The 16816-nt window shown below is 64.3% G+C and carries 17 protein-coding genes and 1 pseudogene; 14 read left to right on the top strand and 4 right to left on the bottom strand.

The window, feature by feature from the left end:
- The first annotated feature begins 41 nt into the window (after positions 1-41).
- Both SynWH8101_RS13170 and SynWH8101_RS13165 read left to right on the top strand, forming a co-directional pair.
- Positions 42-356, top strand: a complete 315-nt coding sequence (locus SynWH8101_RS13170) for a hypothetical protein (protein ID WP_130130140.1) — start codon at positions 42-44, stop codon at positions 354-356.
- Positions 356-2035: an AarF/ABC1/UbiB kinase family protein gene (locus SynWH8101_RS13165; RefSeq protein ID WP_130130139.1), complete on the top strand. Its 1680-nt coding sequence runs from the start codon at positions 356-358 to the stop codon at positions 2033-2035. Before SynWH8101_RS13170 ends, SynWH8101_RS13165 begins: the two co-directional genes overlap by 1 nt.
- On the opposite strand, the gene SynWH8101_RS13160 is transcribed toward SynWH8101_RS13165, so the two are convergent.
- The 3 genes from SynWH8101_RS13160 to eno are packed head-to-tail and all read right to left on the bottom strand — an operon-like array spanning position 2024 to position 4867.
- Complete coding sequence (locus SynWH8101_RS13160; protein ID WP_130130138.1) at positions 2024-2803, bottom strand: hypothetical protein; 780 nt, start codon at positions 2801-2803, stop codon at positions 2024-2026. The genes SynWH8101_RS13165 and SynWH8101_RS13160 overlap by 12 nt on opposite strands.
- A gap of 2 nt (positions 2804-2805) precedes the next feature.
- Positions 2806-3561: a phytanoyl-CoA dioxygenase family protein gene (locus SynWH8101_RS13155; protein WP_130130137.1), complete on the bottom strand. Its 756-nt coding sequence runs from the start codon at positions 3559-3561 to the stop codon at positions 2806-2808.
- A 13-nt stretch (positions 3562-3574) separates the two neighbouring features.
- Complete coding sequence (eno, locus tag SynWH8101_RS13150) at positions 3575-4867, bottom strand: phosphopyruvate hydratase (RefSeq protein WP_130130136.1); 1293 nt, start codon at positions 4865-4867, stop codon at positions 3575-3577.
- A 100-nt stretch (positions 4868-4967) separates the two neighbouring features.
- Between eno and gloA the strand changes: the two genes are divergently transcribed.
- The 8 genes from gloA to rplL all read left to right on the top strand — a co-directional run bounded on the left by gloA (position 4968) and on the right by rplL (position 11701).
- Positions 4968-5366, top strand: a complete 399-nt coding sequence (gloA, locus tag SynWH8101_RS13145) for a lactoylglutathione lyase (RefSeq protein WP_130130543.1) — start codon at positions 4968-4970, stop codon at positions 5364-5366.
- Positions 5367-5384: 18 nt separating this feature from the next.
- The gene (locus SynWH8101_RS13140; protein ID WP_130130135.1) at positions 5385-8132 is read left to right on the top strand and encodes an ATP-dependent Clp protease ATP-binding subunit; all 2748 of its coding nucleotides are present in this window, start codon (positions 5385-5387) and stop codon (positions 8130-8132) included.
- A gap of 44 nt (positions 8133-8176) precedes the next feature.
- Positions 8177-8449 carry a preprotein translocase subunit SecE gene (secE, locus tag SynWH8101_RS13135; protein WP_130130134.1) on the top strand — a complete coding sequence of 91 codons (273 nt, stop codon included), beginning with the start codon at positions 8177-8179 and terminating at the stop codon, positions 8447-8449.
- Positions 8450-8509: 60 nt separating this feature from the next.
- Positions 8510-9172 (top strand): transcription termination/antitermination protein NusG, encoded by a 663-nt coding sequence (gene nusG, locus SynWH8101_RS13130; RefSeq protein WP_130130133.1) that lies wholly within the window; start codon positions 8510-8512, stop codon positions 9170-9172.
- A 109-nt stretch (positions 9173-9281) separates the two neighbouring features.
- Complete coding sequence (rplK, locus tag SynWH8101_RS13125; protein ID WP_007101296.1) at positions 9282-9707, top strand: 50S ribosomal protein L11; 426 nt, start codon at positions 9282-9284, stop codon at positions 9705-9707.
- A gap of 80 nt (positions 9708-9787) precedes the next feature.
- Entirely contained in the window at positions 9788-10495 is a 708-nt protein-coding gene (gene rplA, locus SynWH8101_RS13120; protein WP_130130132.1) for a 50S ribosomal protein L1, read from the top strand.
- A 238-nt stretch (positions 10496-10733) separates the two neighbouring features.
- Positions 10734-11261 carry a 50S ribosomal protein L10 gene (rplJ, locus tag SynWH8101_RS13115; RefSeq protein ID WP_130130131.1) on the top strand — a complete coding sequence of 176 codons (528 nt, stop codon included), beginning with the start codon at positions 10734-10736 and terminating at the stop codon, positions 11259-11261.
- 47 nt (positions 11262-11308) lie between these two features.
- On the top strand, positions 11309-11701 hold the full coding sequence (gene rplL / locus SynWH8101_RS13110) for a 50S ribosomal protein L7/L12 (protein ID WP_130130130.1): 393 nt from the start codon (positions 11309-11311) through the stop codon (positions 11699-11701).
- A 270-nt stretch (positions 11702-11971) separates the two neighbouring features.
- On the opposite strand, the gene SynWH8101_RS13105 is transcribed toward rplL, so the two are convergent.
- On the bottom strand, positions 11972-12667 hold the full coding sequence (locus tag SynWH8101_RS13105) for a DUF3747 domain-containing protein (protein ID WP_130130129.1): 696 nt from the start codon (positions 12665-12667) through the stop codon (positions 11972-11974).
- Positions 12668-12728: 61 nt separating this feature from the next.
- On the opposite strand from SynWH8101_RS13105, the pseudogene rnhA reads away from it, so the two are divergent.
- The 4 genes and pseudogenes from rnhA to SynWH8101_RS13085 all read left to right on the top strand — a co-directional run.
- Positions 12729-13199, top strand: a pseudogene (gene rnhA, locus SynWH8101_RS13100) (ribonuclease HI); the annotation flags it as partial.
- Between the two features lie 30 nt (positions 13200-13229).
- Positions 13230-14393 (top strand): quinone-dependent dihydroorotate dehydrogenase, encoded by a 1164-nt coding sequence (locus SynWH8101_RS13095; protein WP_130130127.1) that lies wholly within the window; start codon positions 13230-13232, stop codon positions 14391-14393.
- A gap of 38 nt (positions 14394-14431) precedes the next feature.
- Positions 14432-16051 carry a PilN domain-containing protein gene (locus SynWH8101_RS14470; protein ID WP_254427980.1) on the top strand — a complete coding sequence of 540 codons (1620 nt, stop codon included), beginning with the start codon at positions 14432-14434 and terminating at the stop codon, positions 16049-16051.
- Entirely contained in the window at positions 16048-16791 is a 744-nt protein-coding gene (locus SynWH8101_RS13085; protein ID WP_130130126.1) for a hypothetical protein, read from the top strand. The genes SynWH8101_RS14470 and SynWH8101_RS13085 overlap by 4 nt, the downstream gene beginning before the upstream one ends.
- Positions 16792-16816 lie beyond the last annotated feature (25 nt).

The following is a 16816-nucleotide window of genomic DNA, read 5'->3' as shown; positions in this document are numbered from 1 at the left end:
TCGGGATCTGCCACAGTTTCCCCATCAGCTCTGCCGAGGCCATGCCCTCCCCCGATGCCCTGCTCAGAGCCACCGTGAACCGGCTTGCGGCCCGACTCGGCCATGGTCTGGCGGGAGCGGCCGCCGAAGTGGCTGTTCTTGCCCAGGACGCACCGGAGCGTCTGCGGCGCGAATGGGATCTGTTTCAGGAGGAAGTGAAAGCCGAAGCGGAACGGCTGGATTCGGACCAGCCAGAAGCGGCGGCGACTGAGGCGGCGTCGGCCACCTCGGCCACCACAGACGACCCTCAGCAGCAGATCGATCGTCTCCGTGCCCAGGTGGCTGAGTTGTGTCGGACCCTCGAGGAGTCGCCGTGATGGCCGGCAGGCTCGGTGGTGCCGTGGTGCCCAGCGCTCTGAGGGCTCTGCGCATTTGGCGCGCCGTGCTCACCTTGATGGTTCTGTTGTGGTGGGATGGTCGCCGCTGGACCTATCCGGGGGGTTGCACACCAGAGCGACGTGAAGCACGTCAGCAACGCCGGGCCCGCTGGCTGACGGCAGAGCTTCTCGCGCTGGGCTCAGCCTTCATCAAACTCGGTCAGTTGCTCTCCGCGCGTCCGGATGTGCTCCCGGCGGGCTGGGTCGCTGAGTTGGCCGACCTGCAGGATCGGGTGCCCCCCTTTCCCTTCGATCGGGCTCAGGCGGTGCTGGAGGAGGAGCTGGGCGCCCGTTGCGCCGAAATCATCGACCTGGATGAGCAGCCGCTCGGTGCGGCTTCGCTTGCCCAGGTGCATCGCGCCAGCTTGCGCAGTGGAAGGCAGGTGGTGCTCAAGATTCAGCGCCCGGGTCTGGAACGGGTGTTCCGGCTCGATCTTGAGGTGATGCAGCAGGTGGCCGCTGTGCTGCAGCGCCATCCCAGCTGGGGGCGCGGGCGCGATTGGGTGGCGATCGCCCAGGAATGCCGCCGAGTGTTGTTGCGGGAACTCGATTTCCGCGTGGAGGCCCAGTACGCCGCCCGTTTCCGGCAGCAGTTTCTGGAAGATCCGCGCATCCGTGTGCCTGGCGTGATCTGGGAATTGAGCAGCCGGCGGGTGCTCTGTCTGGATTATCTGCCGGGGACCAAGGTGAATGATCGCGAGGCCCTGTTGGCGGCGGGGATTGACCCGGCAGCCGTGGCGGAGATCGGTGCAGCCAGCTATCTGCAGCAATTGGTGCGTTACGGCTTCTTCCACGCCGACCCCCATCCCGGCAATCTGGCGGTGGCCAGTGATGGCGCCCTGATCTACTACGACTTCGGCATGATGGGCCTGCTGTCTGATGGTCTGCGCCGACGGCTTGGGGCCATGGTCCGGGCGGCTGCGACCCGGGATGCGTCGGCTCTGGTCAGTGAAATGCAGGCCGCCGGGGTGATTGCCGGAGGGGTCGATCTCGGCCCCGTGCGTCGTCTGGTGCGTTTGATGTTGCAGGAAGCCCTCACGCCTCCGTTCACTGCCAATGTGATCGACAAATTGTCGGGAGATCTCTACGAGCTGGTGTATGGCCAGCCGTTCCGTCTGCCGGTGGAGCTGATCTTTGTGATGCGGGCTCTCTCCACCTTTGAAGGGGTCGGACGCAGCCTCGATCCCAGCTTTAGCCTGGTTGCGATCGCCAAGCCCTACCTGCTTCCCCTGATGAGTGCCAGCGGATCCGGCCCCAATGACCTGTTCAACGAGCTCGGCCGCCAGGTGGGGGCGCTCAGCAGTCGGGCCGCAGGGATTCCCAGGCGCCTGGACGAAAGTCTCGAACGCCTCGAACAGGGAGATCTGCAACTGCAGATCCGCATGGGTGAATCCGACCGCCAGTTCCGCCGCATGGTGACGGCCCAGCATGCGGTGGGTCAGTCGGTGTTGCTGGGTTCTCTGGCGTTGGCCGCCGCCCTGCTCGGGGCGGGCCCGAGGCCTTTGTGGGCCCTGCTGCCTCTGGCAGCTGCTGTTCCGGTCGGGAGCGGTTGGTTGCGCTTGCAAATCAAGTTGCGACGCGATGGGCGATTGGAATCGTTCTCGTCTTCAGAGCGTTGATTTGTCGTTGAGAAGTTTCGCCCGAACAGCCTGGTGGAAAGCGTTGTCTTTGGCTGGATTGCCACTCAGGGTTGGCATGGCAGGGATCAGCCGATCGAACTCTCTTTTGAACTGACTGGAAAACTGACTTTTGTTAGCGACTTTGGGGATGGAGTGATGGTCGATGATCAACACAGTCTGGTGCTGGTTTGAACTGGGTGCTGTGGCGAGATGGGCGGTCGCGATCCAGTGTTGATAAGTCAGCCAAATGGGGATCCAGAAGCGAACCATCTCCTTCAACGTTGTTAAGGATGGAGGCATGGTGTCTGCCAGGGATGGGTCACTTGTGCTGACGAATTGCTGATAGCTCCGTTGCCATGTGTCGCGGAGCGGGTTCTGACGGTGTTGAAAGCTCCAGTTGGCGATACTTTGAAGCCAGGGTCTCAGGGAGCGGTTCAAGAAAAGGCGGCGGAATCCCCTGGCTTCCAACTCGGTGGTGGGAAGATCAGCCGTCAGCAGAAAAAGGCTGGTGCAGACGTCTGTTTTTCCCTTAAGCGTCAGGCGGCGATGATGAAGCCACTGCCAGCGGGCTGATGTAAAGCCTGGCTGATTGCGCTGAGCTGCCAGCTGTGGCGCTGAGTCCATCTCGAACTCGTGAATGGCATTGTTGAGTGATGCGCTCAACGCCGTTGAGCCCATCTTGGGTAGACATTGCACGAAGGTGTGTTCTGGCAGGAGGTGGTCATGCTTGCCACGCGTGATCTCCGCCGTGAAGGCTTCAAATGACACCATCAAAGAAGCGGATGTCGCTCGCCCTCGACGGGTTGGCCCTCGGCATTCGGGCCGAAGAGCGAGTGCAAGGTTGCGCGCCGCATCCGTGCTCCTGCAGGGCCTGAAAAGCCTTCGGGATCGGTGCAAAGCAAGGTTCCATGTTCAACGAAGGCCACGCCGAGAGCCCGACGCCAGTGCGGTGTGCTGTTGGCAGGGCCGAAGTGCCAGACGTGTCCTTCGTGGATGTCCACATCGCCAGGCTTCATCTCCGGCAGCCGCCGGAACGGTGAACCATGGTTCTCGAGCAGGCACTTGAGGCTTGCGGGGTCAGGCATATCTGTGCAGGTGGGGGCCATCGAGGCCGTACCTTCCGCGTACACCAGGGTGCAGTCCTCAGGGATGGGATCGAGGGGAATCCAGCAGGTGTAACTCTGCCGATCAATTGGAAGAAAATCGCGATCTCTATGCCAAGGGGTTTCAGGTGCTCCGGGCGCCTTCGTGAGCAGATCGAATTGGAAAGGGCGCACCATTGGGCATCCGCTCACCCGTTTCACCGCTGCGATCAGGGCGGGATCTGTCAGAAGGGCAAACAGATCCTCATCCAAGGATGATCGTGCCAGGTGGGAACCATCGGCCTGGATTCCGAGTAAGGCCTGGCGTCCTGATTGCAGCGTCTTCGAATCTGCCCGTGCAATCAGCTGATCACGCATCTTGCTCAACCGCTTGGGGTCAAGTAGTTGAGGGATCAGCCAATGACCGCCAGAATCCGCGGGCATCGATCGAAGGCGGTCAGCCTCGGCCGCGAGGCCCTTGGCCCACGGCGCCGGCGTACACGGCCTGGCTGCCCAGTTCGTCTTCGATGCGCAGCAGCTGGTTGTATTTGGCGACCCGTTCGCTGCGGCTGAGGGAACCGGTTTTGATCTGACCGGCCCGGGTGGCCACGGCCAGGTCGGCGATGGTGGTGTCTTCCGTTTCACCGCTGCGGTGGCTGATCACGCTCGTATAACCGCTGCGGCCAGCCAGATCGATTGCCTGCAGGGTTTCAGTGAGCGAACCGATCTGGTTCACCTTGATGAGGATTGAATTCGCTGTGTTGTTGTCAATGCCCTGTTGTAGCCGTTGGCTGTTGGTCACGAACAGGTCATCACCCACGAGCTGCACACGGCTGCCCAGGCGCTCGGTCAACAGTTTCCAGCCGTCCCAGTCGTCTTCTGCCAGGCCATCTTCGATCGAGACGATCGGGAAACGATTCACCAACGCCTCAAGCTGATCCACCATCTCGGCACTGCTGAAACTGCCGCCGCCGAAGGCGTAACGGCCATCGGCGTAGAACTCCGTGCTGGCCACATCGAGGGCCAGGGCGATCTGCTCACCAGGCTTGTAGCCGGCTTTTTCAATCGCCTGCACCAGGATGTCGCCCGCTTCGTTATTGCCCAGATCGGGAGCGAAACCGCCCTCATCGCCCACCGATGTGCTCAGGCCACGCTCCTGAAGCAGTCCCTTGAGGGTGTGAAACACCTCAGTGCCCATGCGCAGGGCCTCGCGGAAGCTGGGAGCGCCGTGGGGCACCAGCATGAATTCTTGGAAATCCAGGCTGTTGGCGGCATGCGCTCCGCCGTTGATCACGTTCATCAAGGGCACCGGCAGCAGGGAGGCCATCGGTCCGCCCAGATAGCGATACAAGGGCAATCCCACACCGTTGGCGGCGGCACGGGCCGTGGCCAGGCTCACTGCCAGGATCGCGTTCGCACCAAGCGTCGACTTGTTGGCGCTGCCGTCGAGCTCCTGCATCGCCGCATCCACACTCGCCTGATCCAGGGCGGAGAGGCCGCAGAGCGCCGGGGCGATGCGCTCTTCAATGTGATCCACCGCCTGTGTCACCCCTTTGCCCATGTAACGACTGCCGCCATCACGCAGTTCATGGGCTTCATGGGCACCGGTGCTGGCGCCGCTGGGCACGATCGCCCGACCGCTGGCACCACCCTCGAGCAGCACTTCCGCTTCCACAGTGGGGTTGCCGCGGGAATCGAGTACCTCCCTGGCCACGATGGTGTCGATGACGAGGTCTAGGGAATCGAACACGTGCTGTCGATCGGAGATCGGAGGATCTTATGGGTCTCCCCCTGACCCCTCTTGGTGTGCTTTGGCACCATGCTGGGAGAAGGGCTGGGAGTTGACGCCAATGCGCATGCTGCACACGATGCTGCGTGTGGGGGATCTGGAGCGATCGCTGCGCTTCTACACCGAGGTGCTGGGGATGCAGTTGCTGCGCCGCAAGGACTACCCCTCCGGCCGGTTCACGCTTGCTTTTGTGGGATACGGCGAGGAGAGCGATCACACCGTGCTGGAGCTGACCCATAACTGGGACACCGACCATTACGCCCTGGGTGATGGCTACGGCCACATCGCCCTCGGTGTGGACGACATCCATGCCACCTGTGCGGCGATTGCCGAGAAGGGTGGGCGCGTGGTGCGGGAACCGGGGCCGATGAAGCACGGCAGCACGGTGATCGCCTTCGTGGAGGATCCGGATGGCTACAAAGTGGAGTTGATTCAGCTCGCGTCCAGGGCGTCGTCCTGATCGCTTCGGCGCAACCGCATGCTCTCTGAAGACCGTCCCGCCATCGATTTCCCTGTCAGTCTCACGTCGGAGCCGGACCGGTTCAGCGACGAGGCCTGGGAGCTGCTTCTGGCTGGCCAGGATCTGGCGCGCCGCTGGCGCCACGGTGAGCTCGATGTGGAGCACCTGATGCAGGTGCTGTTCAGCGACAGGCGTTTTGCCGGCTCGCTGCGGGGGTTGTCGCTTGATGCGGACGACCTGCTCGATCAGCTGGAGGGCTTTCTGGCGGAGCAGCCCGTAGCCCGCAGCGAGGATCTGTTCATCGGTGAAGACCTCGAACAGCTGTTGGAGGTGGCTGACCGGGTGCGCGCCCTGTGGGGATCCCGCCTGATCGAACTATCCCACCTGTTGATCGCCATGGGGCGCGATCCACGCATCGGTGCCGATTGCTTGGCCAGCGCTGGATTGCCAGCCGACCGGCTCGAGTCGGAGTTGCGTCGCCAGAGGCCGACCGCAGCAGCTGCTCCGGTGTCGCCGCCGCCAGTGCCAGCATCGCCAGCGACCCCCACTCCAGCTGCCCCTGCGCCGGCAGCGACCCCGCCACCCCCATCGCCTGCCGCGGTGTCGGTCAGCGCCGAGCCGGAGGAACCGTCTGCGCTTCAGTTGTATGGGCGTGATCTGACTGCGGCGGCGGAGGCTGGACAGCTGGATCCGGTGATTGGCCGGGATGGGGAGATCCGGCGCCTGATCAAGGTGCTGTCCCGTCGCGGCAAGAACAACCCTGTGCTGATCGGGGCTCCGGGTGTGGGCAAAACGGCGATTGCCGAATGTCTGGCCCAGCGGATCGTGGCCGGTGAGGTGCCCGATTCGCTGCGGGGCCAGCGCTTGGTCGCCCTCGATGTGGGGGCGCTGATTGCCGGCGCCAAATTTCGCGGCCAATTTGAAGAGCGCCTCCGTTCCGTGCTGGCGGAGGTGAGTGATGCCGATGCCGGCGTCGTGTTGTTCATCGACGAACTGCACACGGTGGTGAGCAGTGATCGCTCCAGTGCTGATGCGGGCAGCTTGCTCAAGCCGGCCCTGGCGCGTGGTGAACTGCGCTGCATCGCCGCCACCACTCCAGAGGACTATCGCCGCACCGTTGAGAAGGATCCCGCTCTTAGCCGGCGCTTTCAGCAGGTGCCGATCCTCGAGCCCTCGATTGAACTCAGCATCGAGATCCTGCGCGGCCTGAAGGAGCGCTATGAGCTCCACCACGGGGTGACGATCACCGACGGGGCCCTCACCGCCGCCGCTCGGCTCGCCGATCGCTACATCAGCGACCGTTGCCTGCCCGATAAGGCGATCGATCTGATCGACGAGGCAGCCGCCCAGCTCAAGATGGACGTGACCTCCAAGCCCCAGGTGGTGGAGGACGCCGAAACCGAGCTGCGGCGGGTTGAACTGGCCTTGCTGGCGGCGGAACAGGCTCCGGAGGCGGAGCGGGTGCAGCTCCAGCGCTCCCGCCTGGAGGCCTCGGCCTGTCTTGAAGATTTGCGCGGTCGTTGGCAGGCGGAACGGGACCAGTTGGAGGAACTGCGTCAGTTGCTCCAGGAGGACGAAACCCTTCGCCATGCGATCGCCGAAGCCGAACGCAACGGTGATCTGGAGGAGGCGGCCCGGTTGGAATACGACCAGCTGCATCGCGTTCAGCAGCGCCGCACCGACCTGGAGCAGGTGTTGGTGGAGGCCCAGGAGCAAGGCACGGCCCTGCTGCGCGAGCAGGTGGAAGCCGGCGACATCGCCGATGTGGTGGCCCGCTGGACCGGGATTCCTGTGCAGCGTCTGCTGGCCGGTGAGCGTCAGAAGCTGCTGGAGCTGGAGACCCAGCTCCAGCAGCGGGTGGTTGGGCAGCCCGAGGCGGTGCAGGCGGTGGCGTCGGCGATCCGTCGGGCCCGGGCCGGGATGAAGGATCCACGCCGCCCCGTGGGCTCCTTCCTGTTTCTCGGACCCACCGGTGTCGGTAAGACCGAGTTGGCCAAGGCCCTGGCGGCCCTGCTGTTCGATGAGGAGGAGGCGCTCGTGCGTCTCGACATGAGCGAGTTCATGGAGCGCAATGCGGTGGCCCGTCTGCTCGGGGCGCCGCCTGGTTATGTGGGCTACGAGGAAGGAGGGCAGCTCACCGAGGCGGTGCGGCGTCGCCCCTATGCGTTGCTCTTGCTCGACGAGGTGGAGAAGGCCCATCCGGATGTGTTCAACGTGCTGCTGCAGGTGCTCGATGACGGGCGTCTCACCGATTCCCAGGGCCGCACCGTGGATTTCCGCCACACGGTGGTGGTGATGACCAGCAATCTCGCCAGTCGCGCCATCCTCGATCGGGCCCGCGAGGGACAGCAGCCCGATGCGGATCAGGCGGCCCTCGATCAGGCGCTTGCGGCCCGGGTGGATGAGGCGCTCGCCAGGCAGTTCCGGCCGGAATTTCTCAATCGCATTGATGAGGTGATTCGCTTCCGGCCTCTGGCGATCGAGGATCTGGAGCGCATCGTGCACTTGCAACTCGCCGAACTGGCCCAGTTGATGCGTGAGCAGGATCTGGAGCTGCGGGTCGATCCGGCGGTGGTGCGGGCGCTGGCGGAGCAGGGCTTTGAGCCGGAATACGGTGCTCGGCCCCTGCGTCGGGTGTTGCGTCGCCAGTTGGAGAATCCTCTGGCGACCCAGCTTCTCGAGGATCGCTTCAGCGGCGCGTCCGCCGTGCGTGTGCGTTGCGGCGACGGGGCCTTGGAGTCGTTCCTGTTCGCGCCAGAGGATTGAGCCTGTCAGGCATCCGGTAAGGTGACTGTTTGCCGACAGGTGTCATGCACGCCGACGGCAATTCCGGCTCCGAAACCGTGACCACCCCCACTTCCGAGGACAAAGCAGCGAGCAAGCCGCAGGCTCCTTCCGCCGAGGGTCGGAAGGGGGGATTTCTGGCAGCCACGGTCGAGGAGCTGAAATTGGTGGTCTGGCCCAGCCGTCAGCAGCTGTTCAGCGAATCCATCGCTGTGATCTTGATGGTGAGTCTGTCGGCGGCAGCCATCGCTGCGCTCAGTCGGTTCTATGGCTGGGCGGCATCCCAGCTGTTCCGTTGAGGCCAGGGCGAGGCCCTTCCCTTCGAGCTTTTCATTTCCGCATTTCTTCATCCCCCGCCAGTGTCTGACGTCGATCTCACCAGCGAGACTCCTGAAGTTCTCGATCTTCCCGCACCGAATGAGGGTGAGCAGGGCACGGCGTCGACGGCGGCCCGCACGTCCGTAGCCCGCTGGTATGCCGTGCAGGTGGCATCCAGCTGCGAGAAGAAAGTGAAGGCCACGTTGGAGCAACGGGCGGTCACCCTCGGCGTCAGCAACCGGATTCTGGAGATTGAGATTCCGGAAACACCGGCGGTGAAGGTCAAAAAGGACGGCAGCCGTCAGTCGACCGAGGAAAAGGTGTTTCCGGGGTATGTGTTGGTGCGGATGGTGCTCGATGAAGACACGATGATGGCGGTGCGCAGCACCCCGAACGTGATCAATTTCGTGGGTGCCGAAGATCGCCGCGCCACCGGGAAGGCCCGGGGGCACATCAAACCTCGCCCCCTCAGTCGCTCGGAGGTGGATCGCATCTTCAAGCGGGCGGCAGAGAAGAAAACCGTGGTGAAGGTCGATCTCACCGAAGGCGATCAGATCCTCGTCACGGCAGGTCCATTCAAGGACTTCCAGGGTGAGGTGATCGAGGTGTCCGGAGAACGGAGCAAGCTCAAGGCTCTGCTTTCGATCTTCGGTCGGGAGACACCTGTGGAGCTTGAGTTCTCCCAGGTCAGCAAACAGAACTGAATGGGCGGCGGCCGTCTCCCTGCGGAGGACGGCCTGAGGGATGCTTCGTCATCCCGCCGCACCTGGCCCACGGGTCAGGTGATCCGCAGATGTTCAACTCCGCTCGCCGATGGCCAAGAAAGTCGTAGCTGTGATCAAGCTGGCCCTTCAGGCCGGCAAAGCCAACCCTGCACCGCCCGTGGGTCCTGCCCTCGGTCAACACGGGGTCAACATCATGGCGTTCTGCAAGGAGTACAACGCCCGCACTCAGGACAAGGCCGGGTTTGTGATCCCGGTTGAGATTTCGGTCTTTGAAGACCGCAGTTTCACCTTCATCACCAAAACGCCTCCGGCGTCGGTGCTGATCACCAAGGCCGCTGGAATCGAGAAAGGTTCCGGTGAATCCGCCAAGGGCAGCGTTGGCTCGATCAGTCGCACCCAGCTCGAGGAGATCGCCAAGACCAAGCTGCCTGACCTCAACTGCACCAGCGTTGAGTCAGCCATGCGCATCATTGAAGGCACAGCCCGCAACATGGGCGTGGCCATCAACGACTGATCAGCGGTCGTCCACTCCGTTTCACCCAACTGTTCATTTTCGGGGGAGATCGCGCCGATCGTCTGCACCCCATCTCTGCTATGCCAAAACTCTCCAAACGTCTGGCCAGCCTCGTTCAGAAGATCGAGGAGCGTGCGTACGAGCCGCTTGAGGCGATTCAGCTCGTCAAAGACAACGCCACCGCCAAGTTCGACGAAACGATGGAGGCCCATGTGCGCCTCGGCATCGACCCCAAGTACACCGATCAGCAGCTGCGCACCACCGTGGCACTGCCGAATGGCACGGGGCAGACCGTGCGCATCGCCGTGGTGACCCGCGGTGAAAAGGTGGCGGAAGCCAAGGCTGCCGGCGCTGAACTCGCTGGTGATGACGACCTGGTGGAGACCATCGCCAAGGGGGAGATGGACTTCGATCTGCTGATCGCCACCCCCGACATGATGCCTAAGGTGGCGAAATTGGGTCGTGTGCTCGGTCCCCGTGGCCTGATGCCGAATCCGAAGGCCGGCACCGTCACCACCGATCTCGCCGGCGCAATTAAGGAATTCAAAGCGGGCAAGCTGGAATTCCGCGCTGATCGCACCGGCATCGTGCATGTGCGCTTTGGCAAGGCCAGCTTTGCGGCGGATGCGCTGCTGGAGAATCTGAAGACGCTTCAGGAAACGATTGATCGCAACAAGCCCAGTGGTGCCAAAGGCCGGTACTGGAAGAGCCTCTACGTGACCTCCACCATGGGGCCTTCTGTGGAAGTGGATGTGGCTGCGCTGCAGGACATCAAACAGGAGGGCTGACGCTCTCGTGTAGATTGATTGACTGGCTATTGCCAGACGGGCACGCGCCCGGCCATAGACAGCAGGTGACGATCACTCCTGGTTTTTTGAATCAAGAGTTGAACGCCATAAGTCCTGCCGAGGCAGACGCGACGGTTTTTCCCTGACGGGATTGGATCGACACGCGGCCTCCGCTCTCTCACAGGGGTGTTGATCGGCCGCGTGCCCAGCTTGTTCCCCTCGATCCGATCCAATTCCTATGGGCCGCACGCTGGAGAGCAAGCAACAGATCGTCGAAGAGCTCAAGCAGCTCCTCGGCGAGGCCGAAATGGCACTGGTTCTGGATTATCAGGGCCTTTCCATCAAAGAGATGTCTGATCTGCGGACGCGTCTGCAGGCCAGCAACGGTGTGTGCAAGGTGACCAAAAACACCTTGATGCGTCGTGCCATTGATGGTGACAGTGCATGGTCAAACCTCGACTCCCTGCTGACCGGCACCAACGCCTTCGTCCTGGTGAAGGGCGATGTGGGTGGTGCCGTGAAAGCCGTTCAGGCTTTCCAGAAGGACACCAAGAAATCCGAGACCAAGGGCGGCCTTTTCGAAGGCAAGCTTCTCTCTCAGGACGAGATCAAAGCCATCGGTGACCTTCCCTCCAAGGAAGTGCTCATGGCCCAGATTGCCGGTGCCATCAATGCAGTGGCCACCAAGGTGGCTGTTGGCATCAACGAGGTTCCCTCCGGTCTCGCTCGGGCGCTCAAGCAGCACGCCGAATCCGGCGACAGCTGATCGTCTTCGACCCGACTGTTTATTTGATCTGTTGCTGATTCCCAACCATGTCTGCAAAAACCGACGAAATTCTCGAATCACTGAAATCTCTCTCCCTGCTGGAAGCCTCTGAGCTTGTCAAGCAGATCGAGGAGGCTTTCGGTGTGTCTGCTGCCGCATCCGCTGGTGTGGTGATGGCCGCTCCTGGCGCCGCTGCTGGCGGTGGTGCTGAAGCTGCTGAAGAAAAGACCGAATTCGATGTTGTGCTGGAAAGCTTCGAAGCTTCCGCCAAGATCAAGGTCCTCAAGGCTGTTCGCGAAGCCACCGGCCTCGGCCTCGGCGATGCGAAAGCCATGGTGGAAGCCGCTCCTAAGGCCATCAAGGAAGGTGTGTCGAAGGATGAGGCTGAAGCCCTCAAGAAGGCCATCGAAGAGGCCGGCGGCAAGGTCACCCTCAAGTGATCGTCAGGGGCTGAGGCTCCTGCTGTTGCAAGCACTAGGCCGGCCCCCAGGGGCCGGCTTTTTTGATGGGGCGTCGTCTCTGCTGTCGCGGCGGTAACCCGTCCAATAAAAAAGACCCCGCCAAAGGCGAAGTCTTGAGTGGAACGCTTTGCAGGAGTCTGTCCTTGTTTCGACCCTGAAGAGGCGCTCGGCACTCCTCACATCACAAAATTAAGGTCGTGAATCGGTGGATGTGCTCCTTCAGGGGCGCTCCTGGAACTGTCCCTGCCCTCAGGGGCGGTAGGGGATCACCTCCAGCCGGATCGGTCCCTGACCTTGCAGGCGGCCGCCGCGGGACGCCAGTTGCGGCCCGCTGGGTGTCGGCGGTAGCCCCAGGCCTCGGAAGCGTTGGGGCGGTTCGCCGCCCCGCGCCTTGGCCAGCAGTTGGGGGGTGGAGTTCTGGTGGGCGAAATAGACATGGCTGAGGGTGCGCCCTTGGTAGGCCCGTCGCTCCAGGCTCCAGCCTGGATCCAGGTTCAGTTTCACGAAGGCGTTCCGGTCGCGACGCGGACGGTTGGCGCGGGCCACCGGGATCGGCACGCCCTGATCCGGATCAATCGCCATCAGCACCAGATCGTCGCGATCCTGCTGGAGCCGCAGCCGGAAGCTGCGGTCCATGTCTTCACCACCGGCGCGCAGGGAATAGCCGTTGCTGTCGAGATAGCGGCTGCAGATGCCTGTGAAGTCGAAGTCGTTCAGTGAAGGCTTCACGAGGCCATCGGCCCGATCCTCCCAGCAGAGCGGTCGCGCTTTGATCTGCTCCAGCACCAGCAACTTCCAGCTGTTGCTCCCCACGGCCTGGGCCAGCACGGCAAACCGCTCCTCGTCGAGGGGTTGGCTGTCGAACAGGCCGGCTGCCAGCAGGGGCAGGCCCGTGAGGCTCAGCAGCAGGCCCGCCGCCAGGCTTCCAGGGTAGGTTCGCGACATGGCGGTGTTCTCCTTGGCGGGGACGTCACCGTGTTGTATCGAACATGCCCCGAGGTGACCAATGGCTGAGCGCTCCGATGCTGATGGCCGCGGTCGGGTCGTGGCCGTGGCCACGGATGGGGCCTGCAGTGGCAATCCGGGCCCCGGCGGCTGGGGTGTTCTGATTCGGTTTGAGGATGGCAGCGTCGAGGAGTTCGGCGGCTTCGATCCGGCTACCACCAACAACCGGATGGAACTGCAGGCCGCGCTTGCGGCCCTGGAACGGCTGAAGGATCTCCCCAGGCACCCCGATCTGACTCTGCGCACCGACAGCAAATACCTGATTGATGGCCTTGGGTCTTGGATGGCTGGTTGGAAACGCAAGGGTTGGAAGACGGCGGCAGGCAAACCCGTGCTCAATCAAGACCTGTGGAAGGCACTCGACAGCGCCCGCTTGGCGGATGTGCCCTTGCGTTACGTCAAAGGGCACAGTGGGGATCCCGATAACGATCGCGTCGACCAGATCGCTGTCGCCTTCTCCCGTGGCACGGCAGGATCAGAGTTGCACTGACTGGGCGGGCTGATGGCCGAGCCGTTCTCCACCGGGAGCTTTTACCGCCGCTGGCTCGGTCCGGTGTTGGCCCGCGATGAGGGGCTGGATGCGGAGCAATTGAGTCGCTCGGCCCTGTTGGCTCTGGGTCAGGCCAGCCTCAGGCGCCAGTGGCCCGGGGTGTCGACGGTGCTGCAGGGGGTGGCCGGCGAACTGAATCGTCGTGATCTCCGCTTGGAGCAGGTGTTGTTTGGCTGTCGTTTTGCCAACCCGGTAGGTCTGGCGGCCGGTTTCGATAAGAACGGCGTCGCTGCCGGCGTGTGGGATCGCTTCGGGTTCGGTTTCGCCGAGGTGGGAACGGTCACCTGGCATGGTCAGCCGGGTAACCCCAGGCCGCGTCTGTTCCGTTTGGCGGCGGAACGGGCCGCCCTGAACCGGATGGGCTTCAACAACAACGGTGCCGAAGCGATGCGCCGCACCCTGGAGCGGCAGGCCCTGCCTCCTCCCGGACAGCGGCCGGCTGTTCTGGGCATCAATCTGGGCAAGTCCAAGGTCACGTCGCTGGAGCAGGCCCCCGACGATTACGCCTCTTCGCTGGAGCTGCTCGCTCCCCTGGCCGACTATGCCGTGATCAATGTCAGCTCCCCCAACACCCCCGGCCTGCGGGAGCTGCAGGATTCCGCCCAGCTGCGTCGTCTGGTGGAGCGCCTGCGTCGCCTGCCGGCCTGTCCGCCCCTGCTGGTGAAGATCGCGCCGGATCTGGAGGATGACGCGATCGATGGCATCGCCCGCCTCGCCTACGAGGAGGGTCTGGCTGGGGTGATCGCCGTCAACACCAGCCTGGATCGGCTCGGGCTGGAGCAGCGGCGCCTGGCCCAGACCGGCCGCACTCTGGCGGAGGAGGCCGGTGGACTCAGCGGTGCACCCCTGCGTCCTCGCGCCCTGGAGGTGATACGGCGCCTGCGGGCCACCGCCGGCCCTTCCCTGCCCCTGATCGGGGTGGGAGGGATTGAGTCTCCTGAGTCGGCCTGGGAACGGATCACCGCCGGCGCTTCCCTGATTCAGCTCTACACGGGCTGGATTTTTGAAGGCCCTGATCTCGTTCCGAGAATTCTGGAGGGTCTGTTGCAACAGCTCGACCGCCATGGCTTTCGCCATCTCCGCGATGCGGTGGGCAGCGGCGTGCCCTGGCAATAGTCGATACCCTTCCGGCAGCGGCGGTATGCCACACACCTTTGGAGCTGGCGGCACTGCGCGAACGGTTCCCGGCCCTGGAGCGGTCGATGCTCGCCTGGCGTGCCCTCGCCCGGCGCCAGACCGTGTGGCTCGCTCCCAACGATGCGCAGCTGACCCTGGCCTGGTGCCAGGGACGCGTGTGGGAGCAGCGGTGTGTGCCGTTGCCGGAGGACGTGTGCCGGGACGGTTTGCCCCTGCAGCGCGATGCTCTGGCGGATTTCCTCGCCGATTGGCTGCTGGAGAACGGGCTGCCGCCTCCGGTGGTGGACCTGGTGCTGTTGCTGCCGCTGCAGTGCTGCCATTGGCGCCTGGTGGTGCCCCCTGACGCTCAGGCCCCGATCAGCACTGAAGCCCTGCGCAGCCTCCAACCGGATCTGGGTTGGTCGCTTCCTTTGCCTGAGCTGGTGCTGGCTTTGGAGTCGTCTGGCCTGCCGTCGGGGTCGCAGCTGCTGGTGGGAGCGGAGCGGCTGCTGTTTCAGTCTTGGCTGGCTGTGATCGAAGCGGCGGATCTTCGTCTGGAGCGTGTGGACGGGCTGTTGCCCGCCGCCCGGCGGGGCTTGCTGGCGCGGTGCGAAGCGGAGGGGATGCCATTGAGCGGTGATCTGGCCTGGCTGCTCCAGCAGGGCAGCGCCTGGCGGTTGCTAGTGCTGCGGGATGGCTGGCCGGAGCTGGAGCGGGTGTTCTCCTCCGCCGATGCCCTGCGCAGCGATCTAGAGGCGCTGCTGCTGGCCTGGGAGCGCCATGCCGGTGCGTCATCGCCAGCGATGCGCTGTTGGATCACGGCGCCTGCGGAGGCGCGGCAGCAGCTGCAGGGGGGGCTGGGCGGTCGTTGGGCCGAGGAGGCGGGCGGTGCGCGCTTTGCGTCGCTCGAGAGCCTGGCGCTCCCCGACCCGGGCTCGGAGGCGGAGGCGCCGCCACCGGGGTTGGATCTGCTCGAGGAGCGCCGCCGGGAGCTGGGCCTGGCGGCATCGGTCGCCGGGGTTGGGGCTGGGTCCGGGGCGCCGCCCGCGCGGGCTCTGCTGCTGCAGGGCAGCCTCTGGGGCGGCGGCCTGGTGCTGGCGTCGCTGCTGTTGCTCGCCCTGATGGGCTGGCAGGAGGGGCAGCAGGCCCAGCAGCTGGCGCAACTGATGCCGGTGGAGCAGCGGGTGACGCGGGCGGAATCGCGCTTGCGTCGCCTGCGCGCGACCACGATGGCTCTGCGCAAAAACAACACCCGTTTGGCGGAGCAGCTGGTGGCGGTGCCCTCCGGTTCAGCGCTGCTGGAGCAACTGCGGCGGGTGACCCCCGCGGGGGTGCAGCTCCAGAGCCTGCGCGTGCAGGGGAATGCGATCGAACTGTCGGGTGAAGCGCAGGCGTCGCTGGATCCCGGACCCCTGGAGCGGATCAATGCCCTGGTGCTGGCCCTCGCAGCGTTGCCGATCAGCGAGTCCGATGGGGTAAAGGTGGTGAAGGTGACGCGCTCCGGCGATGACGGGGGGCCCGTGCAAGCGGTGACCTTCAGCCTCACCTGGGGGCTGGATCCGGCCGCTCGCCCCTCGTTGGCCACGCTGAAGGCCCTTGGGGCCGATGGGCTGGCGCGGCGCTTCCAGTTGCTGCAGCAGGCGGGGGTTGCCCTGTGACCAATCTCAGCCCGGATCAGCCAGCCTGGGCCCAGCGATTCACAGGAGAACGCCTCCTGTTCGGGCTGCCGATTCTTGTGGGGGGGCTGCTGGCTGCAGCCTTGCTGTTGATCGCTGGCTGGCCCCGCTGGGGGAGTCTCCAGCAGCAGCATCAGCGGCTGGAGGCCCTGCGCGCCAAGCAGTCGAGCCTGCCCCTGCTCGAGACGCAGCTGGCGAAGGCGGAGCAGCAGGAGCAGGCAGCGCGCGACCAGCAGGCCCTGCTTGTGGAGTTGTTGGCGGGCCAGGGCCAGATCCGCACCTTCCTCGCCGAGCTGAGCCGGGCGGCGCGCGCCACCGGGGTGGAGATCGAGCTCTATGAACCGGTGCCCGCCAAGCCCGAGGCTCCTGACCCTCAAGGCGCCGCGAAGCCCAACAAGGGCAAAGAGGAGAAGGCGGCGAAGCCGCCGAGCGATCCTCTGGAGGCGCTCGGCTACACCATCACCAGCGTGCTGCTCCAGGTGCGCGGCTCCTATCCCAACGTGCTGGCGTTTCTGCGGCGGATGGAATCGCTGGATCTGCTGGTGCGCCCCAGCGACCTGGAGCTGAACGGAGTGGCAAGCGCCACGGACGACGACGCAGGGGCTGATGAGGACACCGGGCCGGTGCTCACCGAGCTGAAGCTGCGTCTGAGCTTCTACGACACCCTGCCGCCCAAGGCCCAGAAGGCCAACGAGGCAAAGACCGCGACACCGCCGTCGTAGCGGGCTGGCTGGAGCCGGATCGGAT

It is taken from the genome of Synechococcus sp. WH 8101 (assembly GCF_004209775.1).
Lineage (GTDB): Bacteria > Cyanobacteriota > Cyanobacteriia > PCC-6307 > Cyanobiaceae > Synechococcus_C.
Note: the sequence above shows the minus strand (reverse complement) of the source record. Positions and strands in the feature narration are given on the sequence as shown.

Excerpts from the sequence above, each read along its gene's own strand:
- gloA (WP_130130543.1), top strand. The coding sequence starts at position 4,968 with ATGCGCATGCTGCACACGATGCTGCGTGTGGGGGATCTGGAGCGATCG.
- SynWH8101_RS13165 (WP_130130139.1), top strand. The coding sequence starts at position 356 with ATGGCCGGCAGGCTCGGTGGTGCCGTGGTGCCCAGCGCTCTGAGGGCT.
- SynWH8101_RS13095 (WP_130130127.1), top strand. The coding sequence starts at position 13,230 with ATGGCCGAGCCGTTCTCCACCGGGAGCTTTTACCGCCGCTGGCTCGGT.
- SynWH8101_RS13105 (WP_130130129.1), bottom strand. The coding sequence starts at position 12,667 with ATGTCGCGAACCTACCCTGGAAGCCTGGCGGCGGGCCTGCTGCTGAGC.
- secE (WP_130130134.1), top strand. The coding sequence starts at position 8,177 with ATGCACGCCGACGGCAATTCCGGCTCCGAAACCGTGACCACCCCCACT.
- SynWH8101_RS13170 (WP_130130140.1), top strand. The coding sequence starts at position 42 with ATGCCCTCCCCCGATGCCCTGCTCAGAGCCACCGTGAACCGGCTTGCG.
- SynWH8101_RS13155 (WP_130130137.1), bottom strand. The coding sequence starts at position 3,561 with ATGCCCGCGGATTCTGGCGGTCATTGGCTGATCCCTCAACTACTTGAC.
- rplA (WP_130130132.1), top strand. The coding sequence starts at position 9,788 with ATGCCAAAACTCTCCAAACGTCTGGCCAGCCTCGTTCAGAAGATCGAG.
- SynWH8101_RS13140 (WP_130130135.1), top strand. The coding sequence starts at position 5,385 with ATGCTCTCTGAAGACCGTCCCGCCATCGATTTCCCTGTCAGTCTCACG.
- rplK (WP_007101296.1), top strand. The coding sequence starts at position 9,282 with ATGGCCAAGAAAGTCGTAGCTGTGATCAAGCTGGCCCTTCAGGCCGGC.
- rplL (WP_130130130.1), top strand. The coding sequence starts at position 11,309 with ATGTCTGCAAAAACCGACGAAATTCTCGAATCACTGAAATCTCTCTCC.
- rplJ (WP_130130131.1), top strand. The coding sequence starts at position 10,734 with ATGGGCCGCACGCTGGAGAGCAAGCAACAGATCGTCGAAGAGCTCAAG.